Below are 19,815 nucleotides of genomic sequence, written 5' to 3'. Positions count from 1 at the left end.
CAAATCGGAACTTTACAAAATTCTTCGTTTGTGTGAAGTCACGGTTGCCAAAAGGGTCGACCATGACAGCCAATCGTTTCGCCACGCGCCTGAATTCCTTTGCTTCGCGCCCACAGGCGGAGTGGCCCGGCCTCACCGGAAAGCCATCCCTGATGCAGATGGCGGCGCGCGCCGCGAAGGTTGCCGGGCTGACCGACGTCGATCTGAATTTTCCCGACCACGTCGGCGAAAAGCCTGCCGAAATTGCCAGCAGACTTGGCGAGCTTGGCCTTGGTATCAATGGTTTTGCCATGCGCTACTACTCCAATCCGGCTTTCAAGCTCGGCGCCTTCACCAATCCTGATCCGGCGGTGCGCCGCGAGGCCATCGACATGACCAAGGCCGGCATCGATGCTGCGCGCGAGGCCGGTGCCAGCCTGATGACTCTGTGGCTTGGCCAGGATGGTTTCGACTATGCCTTCCAGGCGGACTACGCGGTGATGTGGGAACACGAGATTGATGGAATTCGTGAAGTCGCCGCGCACGATCCGGATTGCCAGATCAGCCTGGAATACAAACCCAATGAACCCCGCTCCTACAGCCTGATGCCGGATGCGGCGACGACACTGCTGGCGATCCGCGATGTCGGCCTTCCCAATCTCGGCGTTACGCTCGACTTCGCCCATGTGCTCTATGCCGACGAGCAACCGGCCTTTGCCGCCGCTCTGGTGGCGCGTCATAGCAAGCTGCTCGGCGTGCATCTCAATGACGGCTACGCCAAGCGCGACGATGGGCTGATGGTTGGCGCCGTGCATACGCTGCAGACCATCGAACTGCTGAGGCAGATCCGCCGGGACGGCTACGTCGGCGCAATCTATTTCGACACGTTCCCCGACATGACAGGGCTCGATCCGGTTCACGAATGCGAAGTCAACATCGCCACCGTCAAACGCATGCTGCGCATCGTCGACCGGATTGACCGCGACAACCGTCTGTCCGCCACGATAAGCAGCCAGGACGCGGTGACATCGCAGGCCATCATCCAGGAAATCATGCTCGGACCGGAAACATGAGCCTGAGCGGGCTGGACCTGAAAGCGGTAGGTCCGCGCATCCGCATGATGATGCCGAACCTCACTCCGCTGGAAGCGAAGGTGGTGGAGACCGTCTTCGGCCGGCGCCGCTTCGACGAGAGCATTCCCCTGAAGGAGATTGCCGGGGAGTCGGGCGTGTCCGAGGCGATGGTGGTCAAGATCGCCAAAAAGCTGGGCTTTTCCGGTTATCGCGAGTTCCGCACCGCCGTCTATGAATACAGCCGCCTGCCGACGGCGGAGATGCACCGGGAGCTGTCGTTCGACGACGGCCCTGCGGAAATCGTGCAAAAAGTGTTCCGCACCTCGATCCAGGCTCTGGAGGAGACGCTGGCGATCCTTGATATCGCAGAGTTCGATCGCGCTGCTGATTTGCTCTACAGGGCAAGGAATCGTGACTTCTATGGGGTCGGCGGTTCGGCGCAGATCGCGCGCGACGTCTCGCACAAATTCCTGCGCATCGGCATTCGCGCGTCCGTCTATGACGATTCGCATATGATGCTGATGTCGGCCTCGCTGCTCGGCGCCGACGATATCGCCGTCGGTTTCTCGCATTCCGGCAACACGTCGGCTGTCATCGACGCCATCCAGTTGGCCCGCAGCAACGGCGCACGCACGCTGGCCATCACCAATTACGACAGGTCCCCACTCGCTGAACTGGCCGACATCGTGCTGTGCTCGACCGCGCAGGGCTCGCCATTGATGGGAGAGAATGCGGCGGCACGCATTGCACAGCTCAATATTCTCGACGCGCTGTTCGTGGCGGTGGCGCAGCGCGATTGCCAAGCGGCGGAGCGCAATCTTGGCCGCACCATGTCGGCGGTGAAATCAAAACGAAAAGACCGCGGCTCATGAGCAATCCGCCCCTGGTCACCGTGTTTGGCAGCCTGCATTACGACATCATGGTCGATGCACCTGACCGGCCACGCAAGGGCGAGACGGTAACCGGCCACGCCTGGCACCCGAAATGCGGCGGCAAGGGCGCCAACCAGGCGATTGCGGCGGCGCGCGCCGGCGTGCGTGCGGCGATGATAGGAGCAGTCGGTGACGATGATTTCGGCACGGCTCTGCTGGCCAATCTCGATCGCGCAGGCATCGACCGCAGCTGTGTGCGGGTGGCGCGAAATACAGGCTCCGGCATGAGCGTCGCGATCTTCGACGCAGAAGGCGACTACGGCGCAGTGATCGTCTCGGGCAGCAACCTCACTTTGGGTGAGGCCGACATTGGCTCGGCGTCCGAAATGGTGGCCCAAACGGCGGTGCTGCTGCTGCAGAACGAAGTGCCTGAGGCCGCCAACATCGCCGCCGCGCGCGCCGTAAAGGCGAGGGGCGGCCGGGTCGTGCTCAACGCGGCTCCGGCCCGCAAACTCTCCGATGATCTGATCGCGTTGGTCGACATCCTCATCGTCAACGCCATCGAGGCCGAATACCTGGCCGGCATGGCGGTGGTCGAAACGCTCGACGGTGCGGCGCAAGCCGCGCGGCAGCTGGTCGATCTCTGCCCCACGGCAATTGTCACGGCGGGCGGCGAAGGTGTCGCCTGTTGTGATCGGGGCGGTGAGGCCTTCGCGCTCCCGGCCGTCCCGGTCAAGGTTGTCAGCACGCATGGCGCGGGCGACGAATTCGTCGGTGCGCTGGCCGCAGCCCTTGCCAGGGGACAGGCGATTCGGGCGGCCGTCGCCGCCGCCAACGCCGCTTCGGCCTTGCTGGTCTCGACGCCGCAGGCCGAACGTTCCGGTATCTAACGACCGGTTTTTATATCATCAAAAGACACCAGGCGCCGCGCATCCTTGCCGTCGATCCCGAATTCCGCTAAGGCGCGCCTTTGCCGCCGGGAGCATGCGCTTGACCGATCACCGCGCCGACGTCGCCATCATCATGGGCAGCCAGTCCGACTGGGCGACGATGCGCCACGCCGCCGAAACGCTTGAGGCGCTTGGCATCCCGCACAAGCGGCTGATCGTCTCGGCCCACCGCACCCCCGACCGGCTCTATGATTTCGCCAAGGGCGCCAAGGCGGCCGGCTACAAGGTGATCATCGCCGGCGCCGGCGGCGCCGCCCACCTGCCCGGCATGACGGCGGCGATGACGCCGCTGCCGGTGTTCGGCGTTCCGGTCGAATCGAAGGCGCTGTCGGGCCAGGATTCGCTGCTCTCCATCGTCCAGATGCCGGCCGGCATTCCCGTCGGCACGCTGGCCATCGGCAAGGCGGGTGCCGCCAACGCCGCCCTTCTTGCAGCCGCCGTATTGGCACTCAACGACGAGCGGCTCGCCGCCCGGCTCGATGCCTGGCGCGCCGCCCAGACCGCAAAGGTTGCCGCCGAACCAACGGACGCGCCGTGAGCCTGCCGGCGGGATCGACCATCGGCATCATCGGGGGCGGCCAGCTCGGCCGCATGCTGGCTGTTGCCACCGCGCGCCTCGGTTACCGCACCGTGATCCTCGAGCCGCAGGCCGATTGCCCGGCGGCGCAGGTCGCCAACCGCCAGATCACGGCCGCCTATGACGATGCCGCCGCGCTTGCCGAATTGGCCGCGGTCAGCGCCGTTGTCACCTATGAGTTCGAGAATGTGCCGGTGGCCGCCGCCAGCGCGCTTGCCGCCAAGGTTCCGGTCTATCCCCCGCCCAGGGCGCTGGAGGTGGCGCAGGACAGGATGGCGGAAAAGCAATTCCTCAACGGCATCGGCATCCAGACCGCGGATTTCCGCGCCGTCGGCAATGACGACGAGCTGACAGCGGCGCTGAGAGAGTTCGGCGGCAGCGGCATCTTGAAGACCCGCCGCATGGGCTATGACGGCAAGGGCCAGCGTGTCTTCCGCAACATGGAGACCGGCGGCTTTGCCGGCACCTGCGAGGCCATGGGCAATGTGCCGCTGATTCTGGAATCCTTCGTCACTTTCGAGCGCGAGATTTCGGTGATCGCCGCGCGCGGGCTGGACGGCGCGGTCGCCGCCTACGATCCGGCCGAGAATGTCCACCGCGACGGCATCCTGCACACCTCGACCCTGCCGGCGCAAATCAGGCCGGACACGGCGGCCGCGGCACAAGCGGCGGCGGCAAAAATCCTGTCGGCCCTCGACTATGTCGGCGTCATCGGCGTCGAGTTCTTCGCCCTTGCCGACGGCACGCTGCTGGCCAACGAGATGGCGCCACGGGTGCACAATTCCGGCCACTGGACGGAAGCCGCCTGCATCGTTTCGCAGTTCGAGCAGCATATCCGCGCCATTGCCGGCCTGCCGCTGGGCAACCCCGGCCGGCATTCAAACTGCGTCATGGAGAACCTGATCGGCGACGACGTCCTGCGCGTACCCGCTCTGCTCGCCGAGCCCGATCTGATGCTGCATCTCTACGGCAAGGCGGAAGCCCGGCCCGGCCGCAAGATGGGCCATTTCACGCGCATCAGCCGTCGCAGCTAAGCAATTCCGGGAAAGAGCGCAGCGCTTTGCCTGAGGGGTGTGGACCCCTATTGCAGCTCGTCGTTCAGATCCCCGTCCTCGTCAGGGTTGGCGCAGCTCGCATCACCTTCCTGGCATTTGGCGCCGGACGTCAGCTGCTTGGTGCGCTGCTGCGTCAGTTCGGTCAGGCATTGAGAGACCTCCATCGGATGGATGGAGCCGCCCTCGCTACCCGCGGTCGTATAGGCGCATTCCGCGTCCCGGAAGGCGATCCAGGCGCGCTGCGCCACCTGCAGCAGCTTCCTGCTGTTGTCGTCGTTGCGGCCGACGAGATCCTTGTAGGCCTGGTTGAGCTTGGCATCGGCCGCCTGGTAGTCCTCGCCGGCGCAAATGTTCATCATCTGCTGGCTGTCGTCGTTGCGATCGCATTCCTGCGCCTGCGCGGTGGGGGCCGCTGCCAGAACGGCAAGGCAGGCGGACACAAACAACAGGCGCATGGACCTCTCCAAATCAGCTTGCAGGCGCCGCACCATTCCAGCCCGCCTTCGGCGGCGCAATGGCGGGGAGTGGAGATGGCGGATATTTGATGGCCAAAGCCGTTCTTGGCCTCTATGCAGCACGCCTGCGGTTGACACGGACGCGGCTCCTCGTTTATGAGCCACCGCAAGTTCAAAGGCGCGTCTTCTGGCGCGCCTTAAATAGTTCGGCCCGAACGGGCCCAGACCGACGGGCAAGACCATGAAGATCAAGAATTCGCTCAAGGCGCTGAAGGCGCGTCACCGCGACAACCAGCTGGTTCGCCGCAAGGGCCGCGTTTACATCATCAACAAGACCGCTCCGCGCTACAAGGCGCGCCAGGGCTGAGTTTTCGGCCGGAGGCACGCTGCCTCCGTCCACATGATGTTAATTGCCGGCCTTCCGGCACTTTCACGCTAATTTCAGTTTGACGATCCGCCGTCCGGGGTTAGATTCGGGCGATGCGGATTCTTTTTGCATTTTTCTCGGCGTTTTTCCTGTTCGGCACCGTTATAGCGCGCGCCGACGATCCACCGGCCGCCACGACGCCGCCGGTTGCCGTGACCAAGGAAGCCCGGCTCGACCAGCTGTTTGCCGACCTGAAGCGCGAGCGCAACGAAAAGGCGGCCGAGCGCATCGCCGGGCGCATCTGGGGCGAGTGGTTCCAGTCCGGGAGCGCGTCGATCGACCTGATGATGCAATGGTCGCAAAAGGCGATGGACGACCAGAAGTTCGACGTCGCTCTCGACTTCCTCGACCAGGTCGTCATCCTGCAGCCGAAATATGCCGAAGGCTGGAACCGGCGCGCCACCGTCCACTACATGATGAAGAATTTCGGGAAATCGATGTCCGACATCGACCAGACGCTGCAGCTGGAACCACGCCATTTCGGCGCGCTTTCCGGCCTGGCCCAGATCATGGCCGCCACCGGCCACAAGCAATCGGCGCTCGAAGCCTGGCAGAAGGTGCTGGTCATCTATCCGATGATGCGCAGCGCCCAGGACCAGGTCGCGACGCTGTCGGAAGAGCTAGCTGGCGAAGGAATTTGACTAGGCAGTAGGGAATAGGGCTTGGGCAGTAGCGCGGCGGTTGAAACCCATGCCTACTGCCTAGAACTATTCCCCCTCCACCCCCGTATCTCCGCGCATGAACCTCATTTACGCCACCTGTGCCTTCCTCCTCGCGCTCGTCTTTGCCCTCGCCGGTGTCACCCGCGCCGGGGCGTGGCTGACCGAGTGGCGCAATCCGCCGGCCGGCGAATTTGTCGACATTGACGGCGCCCGCATCCACTATGTCCATGTGCCGGCGCCGCAAAATGCCGCGCTGCCGGCGATCGTCTTTATCCATGGCGCCAGCGCCAACCTCAGGGATCAGATGCTGCCGATCCGGCCTTTGCTTGAAGGCCGCGCCGAGATGGTCTTTCTCGACCGGCCAGGCTTCGGCTGGTCGGGGCGCGGCCCCGGCAACAATGAAAGCCCGTCGGCGCAGGCCAGCACCATCGCCAGGCTGATGGATCGTCTCGGCATCCAAAAGGCGGTCATCGTCGGCCATTCCTTCGGCGGCGTGGTCACCGCCGCCCTTGGCCGCGAGCATCCCGACAAGACGCTCGGCCTGGTCTTCCTGTCGCCGGTCAGCCATCCCTGGCCGGGCGGCGCGACCGCCTGGTACTACAAGCTCACGGCCATGCCGGTGGTCGGCTGGCTATTTTCGGAGACACTGACCTACCCGGCCGGCACGCTGCAGATGAACAGCGCCACGGCCTGCGTGTTTTCACCCAACAAGGTGCCGGACGGTTATGTCGGCAACGCCTCGATCCCGCTGGTGCTGCGTCCCGGCGCTTTCCGCGCCAACGCCATCGATGTCGCCGGCCTTTACGACTATGCGCTCAAGGCCGCGCCGCATTACCGCGACATCAAGGCGCCGACGATCGTCATCTCAGGCGATCGCGACAAGGTGGTTTATGCCTCGATCCATTCGGTCGGCCTTGTCAGGGATATCCCCGGCGCTGAGCTGATCTGGGTCCACAATCTCGGCCACAAGCCGGACTGGATCGCGCCAGACCTCGTTGTCGGCGCCATCGAGAAAGTCGCCGGCAAGGACATCGACCTGCAGGCAATGGCGAAAACCGTGGAGGCGCGGATCGCCGGCGATGCCTATTACGACGCACAATGCCCCGACATCACCGTGCCCGACGCGGAACTCGCCCCGACCTGATCGCCTCATGTATGTCCTGAAGCACGGCATCAAGAAAAACCCGGAGAAGCGATGGGCCTTGCCGGACCGCATCTTCTTCGGTCACGGCGCCTGCGCCATTCTCGCCGGCGTCTTTCTTGGTCATCCCCCGCTGGAGGGATTTTACGGCGAACGGATCATTCCAGGCGAAGGCTTTTCCGGGAACCATATCTATGTGACCAACGGCGTGATCGCTTTCGACTACCATGGCTATTCAGCCCGTGAGCGGCTGCTGGAACACCATGGAAGGAGCTGGGCTTCACGCGGCCCCGGATGGCACTGCGCACTAGAGAGAGTCGATTTCGATCTGCTCGACACGGTCGAACTCAACCGGCGGAAGATACTGGGTCCGGACCAGTATCTGCACGACCCCGTTCCCCGGGCTCTCCGATTCCTTCGGCGCATCGATCACGCCGAAGCCGCGGCAAGAGCGCTGCGGACTGTGACGCGTTGAAGCCTCAACCTATGTTGCGGGTGGCTTGCACGTCAGATCCGACATAGGCGATGCGCAGCATGTTGGTCGAACCCGGCGTCCGCAGCGGCACGCCCGCCGTGATGATGACACGGTCGCCCGGCTGGCCAAACCCCTCTTCGAAAGCGATACGGCAGGCGCGGTCGACCATGTCGTCGAGATCAACGGCATCGGGCGAGACGACGCAATGCGTGCCCCACAGCAGCGACAGCCGCCGCGCCGTGTTGAGGATCGGCGACAGCGCGATAATCGGCACTTGCGGCCGCTCGCGCGCGGCGCGCAGGCCGGTGGTGCCCGACGCCGTATAGGTGATGATCGCCGATAGTTTCAGCGTCTCGGCGATCTCGCGCGCGGCGAGCGAAATGGCGTCGGCGCCGGTCGCTTCCGGCTCCGAGCGCTGCGCGTTGATGATGCCGGCATAGGTCGGGTCGGTTTCGACCTTGGTGGCGATGCGGTTCATCATCGCCACCGCCTCGACCGGATAGGCGCCGGCCGCCGACTCAGCCGACAGCATGATGGCGTCGGCGCCTTCGAACACGGCAATCGACACGTCGGAGACTTCGGCGCGGGTCGGCACCGGCGCGGTGATCATCGATTCCAGCATTTGTGTGGCGACCACAACCGGTTTGCCGGCGCGGCGTGCGGCGCGCGTGATCTGCTTCTGGATGCCAGGCACGGCTTCCAGCGGCATTTCGACGCCGAGATCGCCGCGGGCGACCATCAGCGCGTCGGACAATTCGATGATTTCGGCCAGCCGGGCAACGGCTTGCGGCTTTTCGATCTTGGCCATGATCAGCGCCCGGCCACGCGCGATCTTGCGGGCTTCGGCCAGATCTTCCGGCCGCTGCACGAAGGACAGCGCCACCCAGTCGACGCTTGCCGCCAACACCGCATCGAGGTCCTTGCGGTCCTTCTCGGTCAGCGCACCGACCGGCAGGTCGGTGTCGGGCAGGCTGACGCCCTTCTTGTCGGAGATCGTCGTGCCGGCGACGACCGTGCAGGTGATCGACTTGCCGTCGCTCTTCAGAGCCTTGAGCTCCAGCTTGCCGTCGTCGATCAACAGACGGTGGCCGGCCTCGACCGAGCTCAGGATTTCGGGATGCGGCAGGTAGACCCTGGTCGAATTGCCGGGCTCGGGATTGTTGTCGAGCGTGAAGGTCTGGCCAGCGGTCAGCACCTCCTTGCCGTTGGCGAACTTGCCGACGCGCAGCTTCGGCCCCTGCAGATCGGCCAGGATGCCGATCGGACGGCCGACCTTTTCCTCGACGGCGCGGATGCGGGCGACCAGCGTGCGCATCAGCTCGTGGTCGGTGTGGCTCATATTGATGCGGAAGACATCGGCACCGGCTTCGAAAAGCTTCTGCAGCATCTCCTCGGACGAGGAGGCTGGACCGATGGTGGCGAGGATCTTGACCTTGCGGCTACGTCTCATTGACTGTTTGTTCCCGGGGCGGCTGGTGCGCCTCCCGTTGTGGACTCATCGGTCAGCTGGACCATCCAGCTTGCCTGCTCGCCCGTGTCATATTCCTGGAATCCGGCGCGCTGGAAGCCCCGGGCGACGCAATCGGTAACGCCGGCAATCTTGAACTCTTTTTCGGCCACGCACATGTTGATCGGGCCATCCCAGCGCCCGCCACGCTCGGCGTCTTCTGCATAAAGATAGTAAAACCTTGATGACAGCGGCCCTTCGATCAGCGTCTTGCAGCTCGATCCTTCGATGTGCCACCAGCCCTCGGTGATCCAGCCGGCCTTGGCGCGGTAGCCGATGCCGACGCCGACCAGGTTCTGCGTCGCGTTGCAGACGCGGAAATCGGCGCGGGCGGGCGAGGCCGCGACCAGCGCGGCAAGTCCCACCGTCAAGGTCAGGAGCGGCACGGCAAAGGCGCTGCGCGCACGCGGCCTGCCGGCGGAACCCATCCCGAAACCCCTCAACAACGTCATCTGCATCTCTCAACGCCCCTTTTCGGAAAAGTCCGGGCGCATGTCAACGCGCCGTTCTGTCCAATTCCAATCGATTTAGAAAGGCCCCCGACACGCAATCTGCCGCGTGTGACCGGATTTTCGCAGAAACCGTGGCCAAACAACGGCATTGCGCCAGCGTCCTCTTCGTGGAATGACGATACCACCCTCCCCGGACGCCAGCGAACAGACCTTTTCAGCCAATGACCCGATCCACAGTTTTCGCGCCTTTCGATCTTGTCGAGGGCGACCGCAAGCGGGGCATCGTGCTTGTCGCCGACCATGCCCGCCGTGACCTGCCGGAGGAGTATGGCAGCCTCGGCCTGCCGGCGGCGGAGCTCGAGCGCCACATCGCTTACGACATCGGCGTCGAGATGGTGACGCGCGAACTGGCGGCAGCGCTCGACGTGCCGGCGGTGATCGCCAATTTTTCGCGCCTGCTGATCGACCCCAATCGCGGCGAGGACGACCCGACGCTGATCCGCCAGCTCTATGACGGCACCCTCGTGCCGGGAAACTACCCCATGGCACCCTCAGAGCGCGAAAGGCGGCTCGACGGTTTCTATCGGCCCTATCATGACGCGGTCGGCGCCATGATCGCCTCGGTGGCGCAGGCCTCGGGCAAGGCGCCTTTCATCTTCTCCGTGCATTCCTTCACCCCGGTGATGCAAGGCGTTGCGCGGCCCTGGCATGTCGGCATTCTGTGGGACCTCGACGACCGCGTGGCGCGGCCGCTGATCGACATGCTGGCGCATGATAAAAACCTCGTCGTCGGCGACAACGAACCCTATGACGGCGCGCTGCGCGGCGACACCATGTTCAAGCACGCCATCGTCAACGGCTTTGCCCATGCGCTGATCGAAATCCGCCAGGACCTGATCGCGGACAGCAAGGGCGCGCTGGCCTGGGCCGAACGGCTGGCGCCAATCGTTGACGCCATCGATCGTCGTGCCGATATACATCAGGTGAAGATGTTCGGCTCGCGCACCGGGCCGCTGTGAGGATCAAGACATGACCGAACTCAGCGACGAACAGAAACGCGATTTCGAAGCCGCCGCCTTCCGCAGGCTGGTCGACCATCTGCGCGAACGCAGCGATGTGCAGAACATCGACCTGATGAACCTCGCCGGCTTCTGCCGCAACTGCCTGTCCAACTGGTACCGCGAAGCGGCCGAAGCCGAGGGCCTTGCGTTGTCCAAGGATCAGTCGCGCGAAATCGTCTACGGCATGCCCTATGCCGAATGGCAGGCGCTCAACCAGACCGAGGCTTCGGATGCCAAGAAGGCCGAGTTCGAGGCGAGGCGGCCGAGGGATCACTGAGGTCCCCGCCGCGACTTTTTGACGTCGCGGGACAGCGCCCCCCTCTGTCCTGCCGGACATCTCCCCCACTTGGGGCAGGGGAATCGCATATGCGGAACAAAGATGGAATCTCGCGACGTTTGTTCTCGACGCGATTCCGATTTGTTCGCCGTTCGATTCCTCGAAAGAGTCCATATGCGATTGCCCTGCCACTTGGGGGGAGATTGGCCGTCACAACGACTTTCGCCAATCACCAGCGTCGCAGAAGTTTTGCGGAGCCCGAAGCTGCTGATCTCCCCCCTTGTGGGGGAGATGTCCGGCAGGACAGAGGGGGGCGCGAAGGAGCGCTGTCCTCGACTTCGTCCCCCTCGACTTGGCCCATAAGCTTTCGCAGCTCAGGCGCTTGACTGAAAATTGAATCGATCTAATTTGCCGCGCAAAGCCATTTTTGACCGGATTCTAACCATGAGCGCGCAAAACGCGATGCAGAGCGCCATTCGTGGACGATGGGCGGTCGCCGCCATCTTCCTTGCCAACGGCTTCCTGACCGGCAGCTGGGCGCCGCAGATTCCGGTGTTCCTGACCCGGCTCGACATTTCGAAATTCACGCTTGGCCTGCTCATCCTGTTGTTTGGTGTCGGCGCGGTCGCGGCCATGAGCTGGTGCGGCCACCTGATCTCCAGATATGGCTCGCGCACCGTGCTGCGCTGGTTCGGCCTGTGCGGCAGCCTTGGCTTGCTGGTCGTGGCGCTGGCGCCCAACGTGCCGCTGGCGGCGATTGCCATGGTCATCTTCGGCGGCTCGATCGGCGGCATGGATGTCGCCATGAACGCCAATGCGGTGGTGGTCGAGCGCCGGCTTTCCCGCGCCATCATGTCGTCGTCGCATGGCTTCTGGAGCCTTGGCGGTTTTGCCGGTGGCGGCTTGGGCGGTTACGCCATCCAGACTTACGGCCACCTCGCCCATGCGGCTGTCGTCACGGTCATCGCTTTTGCCGTCATTGCCGTGGCGGTCGGCTACCTCATCGCCGAGGACAAGCCACAGGCCGCCGAGCATCACAAATTTTCGCTGCCCTCCAATCCGCTGGTCTATCTGGTCGGGCTGATGGCGCTGCTGACGATGATTTCAGAGGGCGCAGTACTCGACTGGGCTGCGCTTTATCTCCGCCAGGAGCTTGGCGCCGACCTTGCCATTGCCGGTCTTGCCTACGCCGCCTTCTCCGGTGTCATGGCGATCATGCGCTTCTTCGGCGACGGCGTGCGCAACCGCTTCGGCGCGGTGGCGACGCTGCGCGGCTCGGCTGTGGTCGCCGCCGCCGGCATGCTGGTCGCCGGCCTCTCGCCTTCGCCCTGGATCGCCATCGCAGCCTTTGCCCTTTGCGGCTTCGGCATTGCCAATATGGTGCCGATCATCTTTTCGGCCGGCGGCAATCAGGAAGGCATGTCGTCCGGCACCGGCATGAGCGTCGTCACCACCATGGGCTACTCCGGCATATTGGTGGCGCCGTCGGCGATCGGCTTCGTTGCCGAGCATTCCAGCTTCGGGCCGATCTTCGTCGCCATGTCGGGGCTGCTGATCGTGGTGCTGTTGATGGCCGGGCTCGCTCACCGCGCCGAATTCGCGGCCGCCCCGGCCGAATAACGTTTCAGCTCCTCGTAGAGGAAATCCGCGACGCGGCGGATGCGCACGCTGGTGCGTACGTCGCGATGCATGGCCAGCCACACCGGCAGGCTGGGCAATGGCAGGCCGGGCAGCAGTTTTTCCAGCAACGGGTCGCTGTCGGCGAGCGGCTCCTGGCCGAGGCCGATGCCGTTTCCCGCCCGCAGCGCCTCCCACAGAACGATCTGGTTGTCGGTCCGGAAACGAAAATTGCTGCGGGTGACCGGGATGCCGAACTGGGTAAAGCCGCGGATCATTTCGTCGCTGCGATCGAAGCCGATCAGCGGATGGCCGACAAGGTCGGCGGGTTTGGTGGGCCGGCCGTGCCGGTCGAGATAGGATGCGGCCGCGCAGCAGCAGAGCGGAATATCGCAGACCTTGCGCGCCATCAGCTCGTTCTGCGCCGGCTTGACCATGCGGATGGCGATGTCGGCATCACGCCTTAGTAGGTTCTCGACCTGGTTCGAGGCGACGATCTCGACCTCGATGCCGGGTTCCTCGATGCCGAGCCGCGCCGTCATCTTCGGCAGCACATAGGCCGCCACCACTTCGCTGGCGGCAATGCGCACCGTGCCTTCGATCGCCTCGACCGAGCCCAGCGCCAGCAGAGAAAACGCACTCGCCTGCTCGCTCACGGCTCTGCCGCGCTCGAACAGCGTGGCGCCAGCTTCCGTCAGCGCATAGCCGCGTCGCCCGCGCCGGAACAGGGTGACGCCCAGCGCCTGCTCAAGCTCGCCGATGTAACGCCCAAGCGTCGGCTGGCTGGCCGACAGCTTTCGCGCGGCGGCCGACAGGCTGCCGGTTTCCGCCACGGTGACGAAGCTCTTGATCAGGTTCCAGTCGATTTCAGTCATTCATTTATGAATATCAGAACGCCAATCTCAGTCAATTTTCATTCGAAGATGAAGCCATCATATTCGGGCCAGCAAACACAAACACGGAGACGAAAAATGACCAAGATCGCAATTCTCGGTGCCAATGGCCGGCTCGGTCGCGTGGTTGGCAAGGCCTTCATCGACGCCGGCTTCGACGTCCGCGCCGTCACCCGCACCGGCAAGGTGCCGTCCGAACTGAAGGGCGCCACCGCCACTGCCGGCGATGCACTCGATCGCGAGGCGTTGATCCGCTCCACCGAGGGCGTCGACATCGTCTTCAACGGCCTCAACCCGATCTATACCGACTGGGGCAAATGCCTGCCGATGGCGGAAAACGTCATGGCCGCCTGCCACGCCAATGGCGCGCTGCATCTCTTCCCTGGCACCGTCTATAACTACGGCTCGCCGATGCCGCAGGTCGTCACCGAAGAGACGCCCTTCCGCCCGACCACCGAGAAGGGCCGCATACGCTGCGCCATGGAAGCCCTGTTTCGCGCAGAGGCGGATGCCGGCCATGTGCGCACCATCATTTTGCGGGCCGGCGATTTCTTCGGCGGCACCGGCAGCGGGTCGTGGTTCGACCTCGTCGTCGCCGCCAAGATGAACAAGGGTGTCTACACCGCGCCCGGCCCGGCCAACCTCGTGCATGAATGGGCCTATCTACCGGACTTCGCCATCGGCTTCGTCGGCCTGGCGCGCAACCTCGACAAGCTCGGCTTCTACGAGGCGCTCAACTTCCCCGGCCATGCCGTCACCGACATGGACATCAAGGCCGCGGCCGAGAAGGCGCTGGGCCATCCGCTGAAACTGACCTTCATGCCCTGGTGGGTGCTGCGCGCCGGCAGCCCGTTCGTGGCGATGTGGCGCGAGATCGTCTCGATGTCTTATCTCCGCTTCGAACCGCACCGGCTCGTGTCCGACCGGCTGGAAGCCATCATCGGCGAAGTCCCGCACACCCCGCTGGATCAGGCTGTGGCTGAGGCGTTGAAGGACGTCGGCGTCACCACCCCTCGTGCAAAAGATGCAGCGTAGGCATACAGTGTAGGGCATCAGCCACGCTTGGCATGGAACCCAACTCGCACCTGGCCCAATCGCGGAAATCAGCAACCGGATGGTCATTATGAGGAGACTGGTTATAACGGTCGGCGAGACACTGACACCAAGGGGAGACGATGCGTTACATACGTCCGCTTTCAATCGAAGATGCCGTTGGCCTGCTGGCCGGCTCTTCCGGCACATCAGCCATTCTGGCGGGAGGCAGCGACCTTCTGGTGAGGATGAAGGGCGGTTTTGTCGAACCCGACCTGATCGTCGACATCAAGGCAATCGAAGGCTTGAGCCAAATCAGGGAGACGGCCGACGGCTTCAGCATCGGAGCCACCGTCCCCTGCGCCGTCCTCGGAGAGAGCTCGGTTCTGAAGAGCGCCTGGCCCGGCGTCGTCGAAGCCGCGAAGCTGATCGGCTCGAAGCAGGTCCAGGGACGCTGCACCATCACAGGCAATCTGTGCAACGCCTCGCCGGCCGCCGACAGCGTCCCGGCTTTGGTGGCCGCCGGCGCAAGGGCGGTGATTGCCGGTCCCTCCGGCAAGCGCACCATTGCCGTGGAGGCCGTGCCGATCGCACCGGGCAAGACATCGCTCGCCAAGGGCGAGATCATCGAGGCGATCCTGCTCGACAAGCGCGCGCCGCGTTCGGGCGATGCCTACCTCCGGTTCATTCCGCGCACCGAGATGGACATCGCCGTGGTCAGCGCCGGCGTGAACCTGACGCTCGATGACCATGGCGTCATCACAGCCACCCGCGTCGCGCTGGGCGCCGCGGCACCGACGGTGCTTCTGGTCGAGGAGGCAGCCGAGGCTCTCATCGGCCGGAAGCTCGACGAAGCAGCCCTTGAGCGGCTTGCCAAGGTCTGCGCTGGCGCCTGCCGCCCCATCGACGACAAGCGCGGCACCATCGAGTTCAGACGAAAAGTTGCGGGCGTGCTGGCCAGACGTGCAGCGACGACCGCCTATGCACGTGCAGGAGGCAAATGATGGCCGGTATAGCGGTTTCAACGACAATCAACGGCGATCACGTCGAGTACCTTTGCCAGCCCGACGAAACGTTGCTCGACGTCCTGCGCGACCGGCTCGGGCTGACCGGCGCCAAGGAAGGCTGCGGCACTGGCGACTGCGGCGCCTGCTCGATCATCCTCGACAACCGGCTGGTCTGCTCCTGCCTGGTGCTTGGCGCCGAGGCTGAAGGGCGGCAGGTCGAGACCGTCGAGGGCATGGCGCATGGCGAGAAGCTGCACACGCTGCAGCAGAAATTCCTCGAACACGCCGCCCTGCAATGCGGCATCTGCACGCCGGGTTTTTTGATCGCGGCGAAGGACCTGTTGGCGAAAAACCCCGATCCGACCGAGGAAGAGATCCGCTTTGGGCTGGCCGGCAATCTCTGCCGCTGCACCGGCTACGACAAGATCGTGCGCGCCGTCCAGGACGCGGCAATCGTGATGAAGGGAGCCTAAGCCATGAATTTCGATCCGCGCTTTTCAGGCCGCAAATTCGCATCCGTCGGCACCCGCCCCCTCCGCCCTGACGGCATCGACAAGGTGACGGGACGCGCCCGCTACGGCGCCGACTTCAACATGGCGGGTCAGCTGGTCGGGCGTGTTCTGCGCAGCCCGCATGCCCATGCGAAGATCCTCAAGATCGACACCTCGAAGGCGGAAAAGCTGGCCGGTGTGAAAGCGGTGATCACCGCCGCCGACCTGCCGGATCTCACCGATGGCGATGCCGGCATGTACGACGTCCTCGACAATTGCATGGCGCGCAGCAAGGCGCTCTATGACGGCCACGCCGTGGCCGCGGTCGCCGCCGTCGATGCCAGCACGGCGCGCCAGGCTCTGAAGCTCATCGTGGTCGACTACGAGCTGTTGCCGCATGTCACCGATGTCGACGAGGCGATGAAGCACACAGCCCCCTTGATCAACGACACCATCTTCACCGAGGGCCTCGAGGAAAAGCCGGTAAAGCCCTCCAACGTCACCAAGCGCAGCCAGTTCGGCCATGGCGATGTCCATCAGGGTTTCGGCCATGCCGACTTCATCGTCGAGCGGTCCTTCAAGACCGAGCAGACGCATCAGGGCTATATCGAGCCGCATGCCTGCGTGGCGAGCGTCTCGTCCGACGGCACCGCCGACCTCTGGGTCTGCACGCAAGGCCATTTCGTCTACCGCCAGCACTGCGCGCAACTGCTCGGGCTGGAAGCCTCGAAACTGCGCGTCACCTCGTCGGAGATCGGCGGCGGCTTTGGCGGCAAGACCCATGTCTGGGCCGAGCCGGTGGCGCTGGCGCTGTCGCGCAAGGCAGGCCGGCCGGTCAAGCTCGTGATGACGCGCGATGAAGTGTTCCGCGCCTCGGGTCCGACCAGCGCGACCTCGATCGACGTAAAGATCGGCGCCCGCAAGGACGGCACCATCACGGCGGCCGAAGCGACGCTGCGCTATTCCAGCGGCCCCTATGCCGGCACCTGGGCCGAGATCGGCGCCATGACGGCGTTCGCCTGCTACAAGCTCGATAACGTCAAGACGGTCGGCTTCGAAGTGCTGGTCAACCGGCCGAAGACCGCCGCCTATCGCGCGCCCTCCGCACCGATGGCGGCGTTCGCGGTGGAAAGCGCTGTCGACGAGCTGGCCAAGGAGCTCGGCATGGATCCGGTCGAGTTCCGCATCAAGAACGCCGCTCAGGAGGGCACAAGGTCGTCTTATGGCCCGGTCTACGGCCCGATCGGCATCGGCCCGACGCTGGAGGCGGCCAAGACCCATCCGCACATGAAGGCGCCGCTCAAGCAAAACCAGGGCCGCGGCATGGCCTGCGGCTTCTGGTTCAATTTTGGAGGCCAGACCTGCGTGGACCTGAACATCGGCATGGATGGCTCGGTGTCGCTCGCTGTCGGCACGGTGGACGTCGGTGGTTCGCGCGCCTCGCTGTCGCTGGTGGCGGCGGAGGAGCTCGGCATCGACTATGCCCAGCTCAAGGCGGTGGTCGCGGACACTTCCTCGCTCGGTTACAACGACATGACCGACGGCAGCCGCGGCACCTTCTCGTCCTCGATGGCGACCATCTCGGCCGCCCGCAACGCGATAAAAATCCTGCGCGACCGCGCCGCGCAGATGTGGGACATCCCCGTCGACGACGTCATCTGGGAAAACGGCCACGCCATCGCCAAGGGCGAGAAATACGGCAACCTTGCAGCCCTGTCGCTGAAGGAGATCGCCGCCAAGTCCGGCACCACGGGCGGGCCGATCGCCGGCCACAGCGAGCTCGTCGCCGACGGTGCCGGCGTGTCCTTCGCCACCCATATCTGTGACATCGAGGTCGACCCCGAGACGGGTGCCGCGCGCGTGATCCGCTACACGGTGATCCAGGATGCCGGCAAGGCGGTGCACCCGACCTATGTCGAGGGCCAGTACCAGGGCGGTGCCGCGCAAGGCATCGGCTGGGCGCTCAACGAGGAGTATATCTACGGCAAGGACGGGCGCCTGCAGAACGCCGGCTTCCTCGACTACCGCATCCCGGTCTGCTCGGACCTGCCGATGATCGACACGCAGATCCTCGAGATCCCCAACCCCAACCACCCCTATGGCGTGCGCGGCGTCGGCGAGACCTCGATCGTGCCGCCGCTGGCAGCGATCGCCAATGCGATGTCGAACGCCGCCGGCGTGCGCATGACCCACATCCCGATGTCGCCGCCACGGGTTCTCGCCGCGATCGAGGCGGAACGGGGAGGCTGATGGTCGAAGTCACGCTCTGGGGTGCGCTAGGCCAGCTCGCCGGCGGCCAGAGCAAGGTCGAGATCGAAGCCAAGGACATAAGGGAGCTGTTCAGGAAACTGGCTGAACAGTATCCCGGCATCGAGCCCTGGATCGAGAAGGGCATCGCGGTGGCCATCGACGGCACGATCTATCGCGATACCTGGTCGAAGGAATTGCCAAAGGGCGCGGAGATTTTTCTGCTGCCGAGGCTGGCTGGGGGGTAATGGGGGAGCTGCCTCTGCCATCGATACGCGACTAGGAGTCGAGAATCTTACTCACCAGTCGGGCGGTGCGCGGCGCGAGCGTCAGCCCTATGTGTCCATGGCCGAAGGCGAGGATCACGTCCCGCCCACCTCGCGATGGCCTGATGACGGGCACGGAATTGGGCATCGAAGGCCGGAAGCCGAGCCATGTGCGGCTGGGCTCGCCGAGGTCCGGAAAGATCCGGCGCGCATTCGCCGCCAGGGCCGCGACACGCTGCGGGTTGGCGGGAGCCCCGAGGCCACCGAGTTCGACTAGGCCGGCAACGCGCAACCGGCCGCGCATCGGGCAGAGATAGAAGCCGAGCGCAGTCGGGCAGACCGGCCGTTCGATCGGCGGCTGGGCCATGTCGAATTCGATGTGATAGCCGCGTTCGGTATCCAGCCTGACGGGATCGCCGGTCTGCGCGGCAAGCTTTGCCGAGTGAGCGCCGGCGGCTATCACAACGGTCCGGGCGCTGATGGCGAAGGTGCCCGCGATGATCCGGATCCCGTTCATTTCCCGGGCGATCGTTTGTGCAGAGGCCTTGACGAATTGCACACCCGCCCGCCGGACTGTTGCGGTCAACCGAGCCATCGCTTCGCCCGGATCACTGAGATTGATCGCACCCGGAAAAAACAGGCCGCCGCCTTCGAAGGGCGGTAGCCGAGGTTCGAGCCGATGCACTTCGTCGGCCGAAAGCAGTTCCTGACCAACGCCATAGAAGCGGCGCAGATCGATGTCGGTGGCCGCCGCCTTGAAGGCCTTGGGCGTTTCATAGAGATAGAGACAGCCCTTCGCGGAGAGCAGGTCCGATGCCCCTATTTCCGCTGCGAACTCGGTCCACGCCGACGATGCGTCCGATACGAGTTCGGCGATCCGGCGGGTGTTTTCCCTGAATCTGTGCGGCAATGATTCGTATGCGAACCGGGCCAGCCAAGGAAACAGGGACGGCAAGGCGGAAGCACGGATCGACAAAGGACTGCGCGCGTTAAGCAGAAGCGAGGGCAGGTTCCTCAGAACCGCCGGCGTCCCGACGGGTATTACCGCATAGTCCGCGATGGTCCCTGCGTTGCCGTATGACGCGCCACTGCCGGGTTCGTTCGGTTCGATCACGACGACATCGCGTCCGTCAGCGCGAAGCCGAAGCGCAATCGCCAAACCTATGACGCCACCGCCGATCACGGCGATGTCGGTCGAAATCCTGCTCATCTGGTCCACATGCGTTGAGGGAAAGACGGTGGCTGGCGCCAGGGACTTTGCGAAACGGCGTTGGCAGTGCCGTGCCCGGATCGCACTGC

At 64.4% G+C, this 19,815-nt stretch carries 22 protein-coding genes; 17 read left to right on the top strand and 5 right to left on the bottom strand.

The features are described from left to right. Positions 1–62: 62 nt before the first annotated feature. The 5 genes from AC1DZ8_RS07765 (at position 63) to AC1DZ8_RS07745 (ending at position 4,485) form a co-directional block, all read left to right on the top strand. Positions 63–1,052 carry a sugar phosphate isomerase/epimerase family protein gene (locus tag AC1DZ8_RS07765; protein ID WP_477308642.1) on the top strand — a complete coding sequence of 330 codons (990 nt, stop codon included), beginning with the start codon at positions 63–65 and terminating at the stop codon, positions 1,050–1,052. After that, positions 1,049–1,924, top strand: a complete 876-nt coding sequence (locus AC1DZ8_RS07760; RefSeq protein ID WP_477308640.1) for a MurR/RpiR family transcriptional regulator — start codon at positions 1,049–1,051, stop codon at positions 1,922–1,924. The genes AC1DZ8_RS07765 and AC1DZ8_RS07760 overlap by 4 nt, the downstream gene beginning before the upstream one ends. Further along, the gene (locus tag AC1DZ8_RS07755) at positions 1,921–2,814 is read left to right on the top strand and encodes a PfkB family carbohydrate kinase (protein WP_477308638.1); all 894 of its coding nucleotides are present in this window, start codon (positions 1,921–1,923) and stop codon (positions 2,812–2,814) included. The genes AC1DZ8_RS07760 and AC1DZ8_RS07755 overlap by 4 nt, the downstream gene beginning before the upstream one ends. Positions 2,815–2,914: 100 nt before the next feature. After that, positions 2,915–3,412 carry a 5-(carboxyamino)imidazole ribonucleotide mutase gene (gene purE / locus AC1DZ8_RS07750; protein WP_181057916.1) on the top strand — a complete coding sequence of 166 codons (498 nt, stop codon included), beginning with the start codon at positions 2,915–2,917 and terminating at the stop codon, positions 3,410–3,412. Beyond that, entirely contained in the window at positions 3,409–4,485 is a 1,077-nt protein-coding gene (locus tag AC1DZ8_RS07745; protein ID WP_477308636.1) for a 5-(carboxyamino)imidazole ribonucleotide synthase, read from the top strand. Before purE ends, AC1DZ8_RS07745 begins: the two co-directional genes overlap by 4 nt. Positions 4,486–4,532: 47 nt before the next feature. On the opposite strand, the gene AC1DZ8_RS07740 is transcribed toward AC1DZ8_RS07745, so the two are convergent. Further along, positions 4,533–4,961, bottom strand: coding sequence for a lysozyme inhibitor LprI family protein (locus AC1DZ8_RS07740; RefSeq protein WP_477308700.1), 429 nt, complete (start codon positions 4,959–4,961; stop codon positions 4,533–4,535). A 241-nt stretch (positions 4,962–5,202) separates the two neighbouring features. On the opposite strand from AC1DZ8_RS07740, the gene ykgO reads away from it, so the two are divergent. The 4 genes from ykgO (at position 5,203) to AC1DZ8_RS07720 (ending at position 7,666) form a co-directional block, all read left to right on the top strand. Next, complete coding sequence (ykgO, locus tag AC1DZ8_RS07735) at positions 5,203–5,328, top strand: type B 50S ribosomal protein L36 (RefSeq protein WP_006327841.1); 126 nt, start codon at positions 5,203–5,205, stop codon at positions 5,326–5,328. Positions 5,329–5,441: 113 nt separating this feature from the next. Continuing rightward, the gene (locus AC1DZ8_RS07730) at positions 5,442–6,029 is read left to right on the top strand and encodes a tetratricopeptide repeat protein (protein WP_477308634.1); all 588 of its coding nucleotides are present in this window, start codon (positions 5,442–5,444) and stop codon (positions 6,027–6,029) included. 97 nt (positions 6,030–6,126) lie between these two features. Further along, a complete protein-coding gene (locus tag AC1DZ8_RS07725; RefSeq protein WP_477308632.1) occupies positions 6,127–7,194 on the top strand; it encodes an alpha/beta fold hydrolase in 1,068 nt (355 codons plus the stop codon). 7 nt (positions 7,195–7,201) lie between these two features. Then, positions 7,202–7,666, top strand: a complete 465-nt coding sequence (locus AC1DZ8_RS07720) for a hypothetical protein (protein WP_477400630.1) — start codon at positions 7,202–7,204, stop codon at positions 7,664–7,666. Positions 7,667–7,670: 4 nt separating this feature from the next. Here AC1DZ8_RS07720 and pyk read toward each other — a convergent pair whose 3' ends face one another. Next, complete coding sequence (pyk, locus tag AC1DZ8_RS07715; RefSeq protein ID WP_477283847.1) at positions 7,671–9,116, bottom strand: pyruvate kinase; 1,446 nt, start codon at positions 9,114–9,116, stop codon at positions 7,671–7,673. After that, positions 9,113–9,601, bottom strand: coding sequence for a DUF1036 domain-containing protein (locus AC1DZ8_RS07710; protein WP_477236131.1), 489 nt, complete (start codon positions 9,599–9,601; stop codon positions 9,113–9,115). Before AC1DZ8_RS07710 ends, pyk begins: the two co-directional genes overlap by 4 nt. A 245-nt stretch (positions 9,602–9,846) precedes the next feature. Here AC1DZ8_RS07710 and AC1DZ8_RS07705 point away from each other — a divergent pair, with 245 nt between their 5' ends. From AC1DZ8_RS07705 to AC1DZ8_RS07695, 3 genes are all read left to right on the top strand, one after another. Next, positions 9,847–10,644 carry an N-formylglutamate amidohydrolase gene (locus AC1DZ8_RS07705; RefSeq protein WP_477308628.1) on the top strand — a complete coding sequence of 266 codons (798 nt, stop codon included), beginning with the start codon at positions 9,847–9,849 and terminating at the stop codon, positions 10,642–10,644. A gap of 10 nt (positions 10,645–10,654) precedes the next feature. Then, positions 10,655–10,963, top strand: a complete 309-nt coding sequence (locus AC1DZ8_RS07700; protein ID WP_477308626.1) for a DUF1244 domain-containing protein — start codon at positions 10,655–10,657, stop codon at positions 10,961–10,963. Positions 10,964–11,407: 444 nt separating this feature from the next. Next, entirely contained in the window at positions 11,408–12,583 is a 1,176-nt protein-coding gene (locus AC1DZ8_RS07695) for an MFS transporter (protein ID WP_477308624.1), read from the top strand. On the opposite strand, the gene AC1DZ8_RS07690 is transcribed toward AC1DZ8_RS07695, so the two are convergent. Beyond that, positions 12,547–13,455 (bottom strand): LysR family transcriptional regulator, encoded by a 909-nt coding sequence (locus AC1DZ8_RS07690; protein WP_477308622.1) that lies wholly within the window; start codon positions 13,453–13,455, stop codon positions 12,547–12,549. The two genes, AC1DZ8_RS07695 and AC1DZ8_RS07690, sit on opposite strands and share 37 nt — an antisense overlap. 96 nt (positions 13,456–13,551) lie before the next feature. Here AC1DZ8_RS07690 and AC1DZ8_RS07685 point away from each other — a divergent pair, with 96 nt between their 5' ends. From AC1DZ8_RS07685 to AC1DZ8_RS07665, 5 genes are all read left to right on the top strand, one after another. Continuing rightward, a complete protein-coding gene (locus tag AC1DZ8_RS07685) occupies positions 13,552–14,508 on the top strand; it encodes an SDR family oxidoreductase (protein WP_477308620.1) in 957 nt (318 codons plus the stop codon). A gap of 140 nt (positions 14,509–14,648) precedes the next feature. Continuing rightward, entirely contained in the window at positions 14,649–15,509 is an 861-nt protein-coding gene (locus AC1DZ8_RS07680; protein ID WP_477308618.1) for an FAD binding domain-containing protein, read from the top strand. After that, the gene (locus tag AC1DZ8_RS07675; RefSeq protein ID WP_477308615.1) at positions 15,509–15,985 is read left to right on the top strand and encodes a (2Fe-2S)-binding protein; all 477 of its coding nucleotides are present in this window, start codon (positions 15,509–15,511) and stop codon (positions 15,983–15,985) included. Before AC1DZ8_RS07680 ends, AC1DZ8_RS07675 begins: the two co-directional genes overlap by 1 nt. A gap of 3 nt (positions 15,986–15,988) precedes the next feature. Next, the gene (locus AC1DZ8_RS07670; RefSeq protein WP_477400627.1) at positions 15,989–18,253 is read left to right on the top strand and encodes a xanthine dehydrogenase family protein molybdopterin-binding subunit; all 2,265 of its coding nucleotides are present in this window, start codon (positions 15,989–15,991) and stop codon (positions 18,251–18,253) included. Next, positions 18,253–18,498 carry a MoaD/ThiS family protein gene (locus tag AC1DZ8_RS07665; protein WP_477311131.1) on the top strand — a complete coding sequence of 82 codons (246 nt, stop codon included), beginning with the start codon at positions 18,253–18,255 and terminating at the stop codon, positions 18,496–18,498. Before AC1DZ8_RS07670 ends, AC1DZ8_RS07665 begins: the two co-directional genes overlap by 1 nt. Before the next feature lie 31 nt (positions 18,499–18,529). Here the strand turns inward: AC1DZ8_RS07665 and AC1DZ8_RS07660 are convergent, their stop codons facing one another. Next, entirely contained in the window at positions 18,530–19,726 is a 1,197-nt protein-coding gene (locus tag AC1DZ8_RS07660; protein ID WP_477311133.1) for an NAD(P)/FAD-dependent oxidoreductase, read from the bottom strand. Positions 19,727–19,815: the final 89 nt, after the last annotated feature.

The sequence above is a fragment of the Mesorhizobium sp. P2_F7 genome, assembly GCF_056403695.1.
Note: the sequence above shows the minus strand (reverse complement) of the source record. Positions and strands in the feature narration are given on the sequence as shown.

What these genes read in the sequence shown, in the direction of transcription:
- AC1DZ8_RS07765 (WP_477308642.1), top strand. Translation starts at nt 63, where the DNA reads ATGACAGCCAATCGTTTCGCCACGCGCCTGAATTCCTTTGCTTCGCGC.
- AC1DZ8_RS07760 (WP_477308640.1), top strand. Translation starts at nt 1,049, where the DNA reads ATGAGCCTGAGCGGGCTGGACCTGAAAGCGGTAGGTCCGCGCATCCGC.
- AC1DZ8_RS07755 (WP_477308638.1), top strand. Translation starts at nt 1,921, where the DNA reads ATGAGCAATCCGCCCCTGGTCACCGTGTTTGGCAGCCTGCATTACGAC.
- AC1DZ8_RS07740 (WP_477308700.1), bottom strand. Translation starts at nt 4,961, where the DNA reads ATGCGCCTGTTGTTTGTGTCCGCCTGCCTTGCCGTTCTGGCAGCGGCC.
- ykgO (WP_006327841.1), top strand. Translation starts at nt 5,203, where the DNA reads ATGAAGATCAAGAATTCGCTCAAGGCGCTGAAGGCGCGTCACCGCGAC.
- AC1DZ8_RS07730 (WP_477308634.1), top strand. Translation starts at nt 5,442, where the DNA reads ATGCGGATTCTTTTTGCATTTTTCTCGGCGTTTTTCCTGTTCGGCACC.
- AC1DZ8_RS07725 (WP_477308632.1), top strand. Translation starts at nt 6,127, where the DNA reads ATGAACCTCATTTACGCCACCTGTGCCTTCCTCCTCGCGCTCGTCTTT.
- AC1DZ8_RS07720 (WP_477400630.1), top strand. Translation starts at nt 7,202, where the DNA reads ATGTATGTCCTGAAGCACGGCATCAAGAAAAACCCGGAGAAGCGATGG.
- pyk (WP_477283847.1), bottom strand. Translation starts at nt 9,116, where the DNA reads ATGAGACGTAGCCGCAAGGTCAAGATCCTCGCCACCATCGGTCCAGCC.
- AC1DZ8_RS07710 (WP_477236131.1), bottom strand. Translation starts at nt 9,601, where the DNA reads ATGGGTTCCGCCGGCAGGCCGCGTGCGCGCAGCGCCTTTGCCGTGCCG.
- AC1DZ8_RS07705 (WP_477308628.1), top strand. Translation starts at nt 9,847, where the DNA reads ATGACCCGATCCACAGTTTTCGCGCCTTTCGATCTTGTCGAGGGCGAC.
- AC1DZ8_RS07700 (WP_477308626.1), top strand. Translation starts at nt 10,655, where the DNA reads ATGACCGAACTCAGCGACGAACAGAAACGCGATTTCGAAGCCGCCGCC.
- AC1DZ8_RS07695 (WP_477308624.1), top strand. Translation starts at nt 11,408, where the DNA reads ATGAGCGCGCAAAACGCGATGCAGAGCGCCATTCGTGGACGATGGGCG.
- AC1DZ8_RS07690 (WP_477308622.1), bottom strand. Translation starts at nt 13,455, where the DNA reads ATGACTGAAATCGACTGGAACCTGATCAAGAGCTTCGTCACCGTGGCG.
- AC1DZ8_RS07685 (WP_477308620.1), top strand. Translation starts at nt 13,552, where the DNA reads ATGACCAAGATCGCAATTCTCGGTGCCAATGGCCGGCTCGGTCGCGTG.
- AC1DZ8_RS07680 (WP_477308618.1), top strand. Translation starts at nt 14,649, where the DNA reads ATGCGTTACATACGTCCGCTTTCAATCGAAGATGCCGTTGGCCTGCTG.
- AC1DZ8_RS07675 (WP_477308615.1), top strand. Translation starts at nt 15,509, where the DNA reads ATGGCCGGTATAGCGGTTTCAACGACAATCAACGGCGATCACGTCGAG.
- AC1DZ8_RS07670 (WP_477400627.1), top strand. Translation starts at nt 15,989, where the DNA reads ATGAATTTCGATCCGCGCTTTTCAGGCCGCAAATTCGCATCCGTCGGC.
- AC1DZ8_RS07665 (WP_477311131.1), top strand. Translation starts at nt 18,253, where the DNA reads ATGGTCGAAGTCACGCTCTGGGGTGCGCTAGGCCAGCTCGCCGGCGGC.
- AC1DZ8_RS07660 (WP_477311133.1), bottom strand. Translation starts at nt 19,726, where the DNA reads ATGAGCAGGATTTCGACCGACATCGCCGTGATCGGCGGTGGCGTCATA.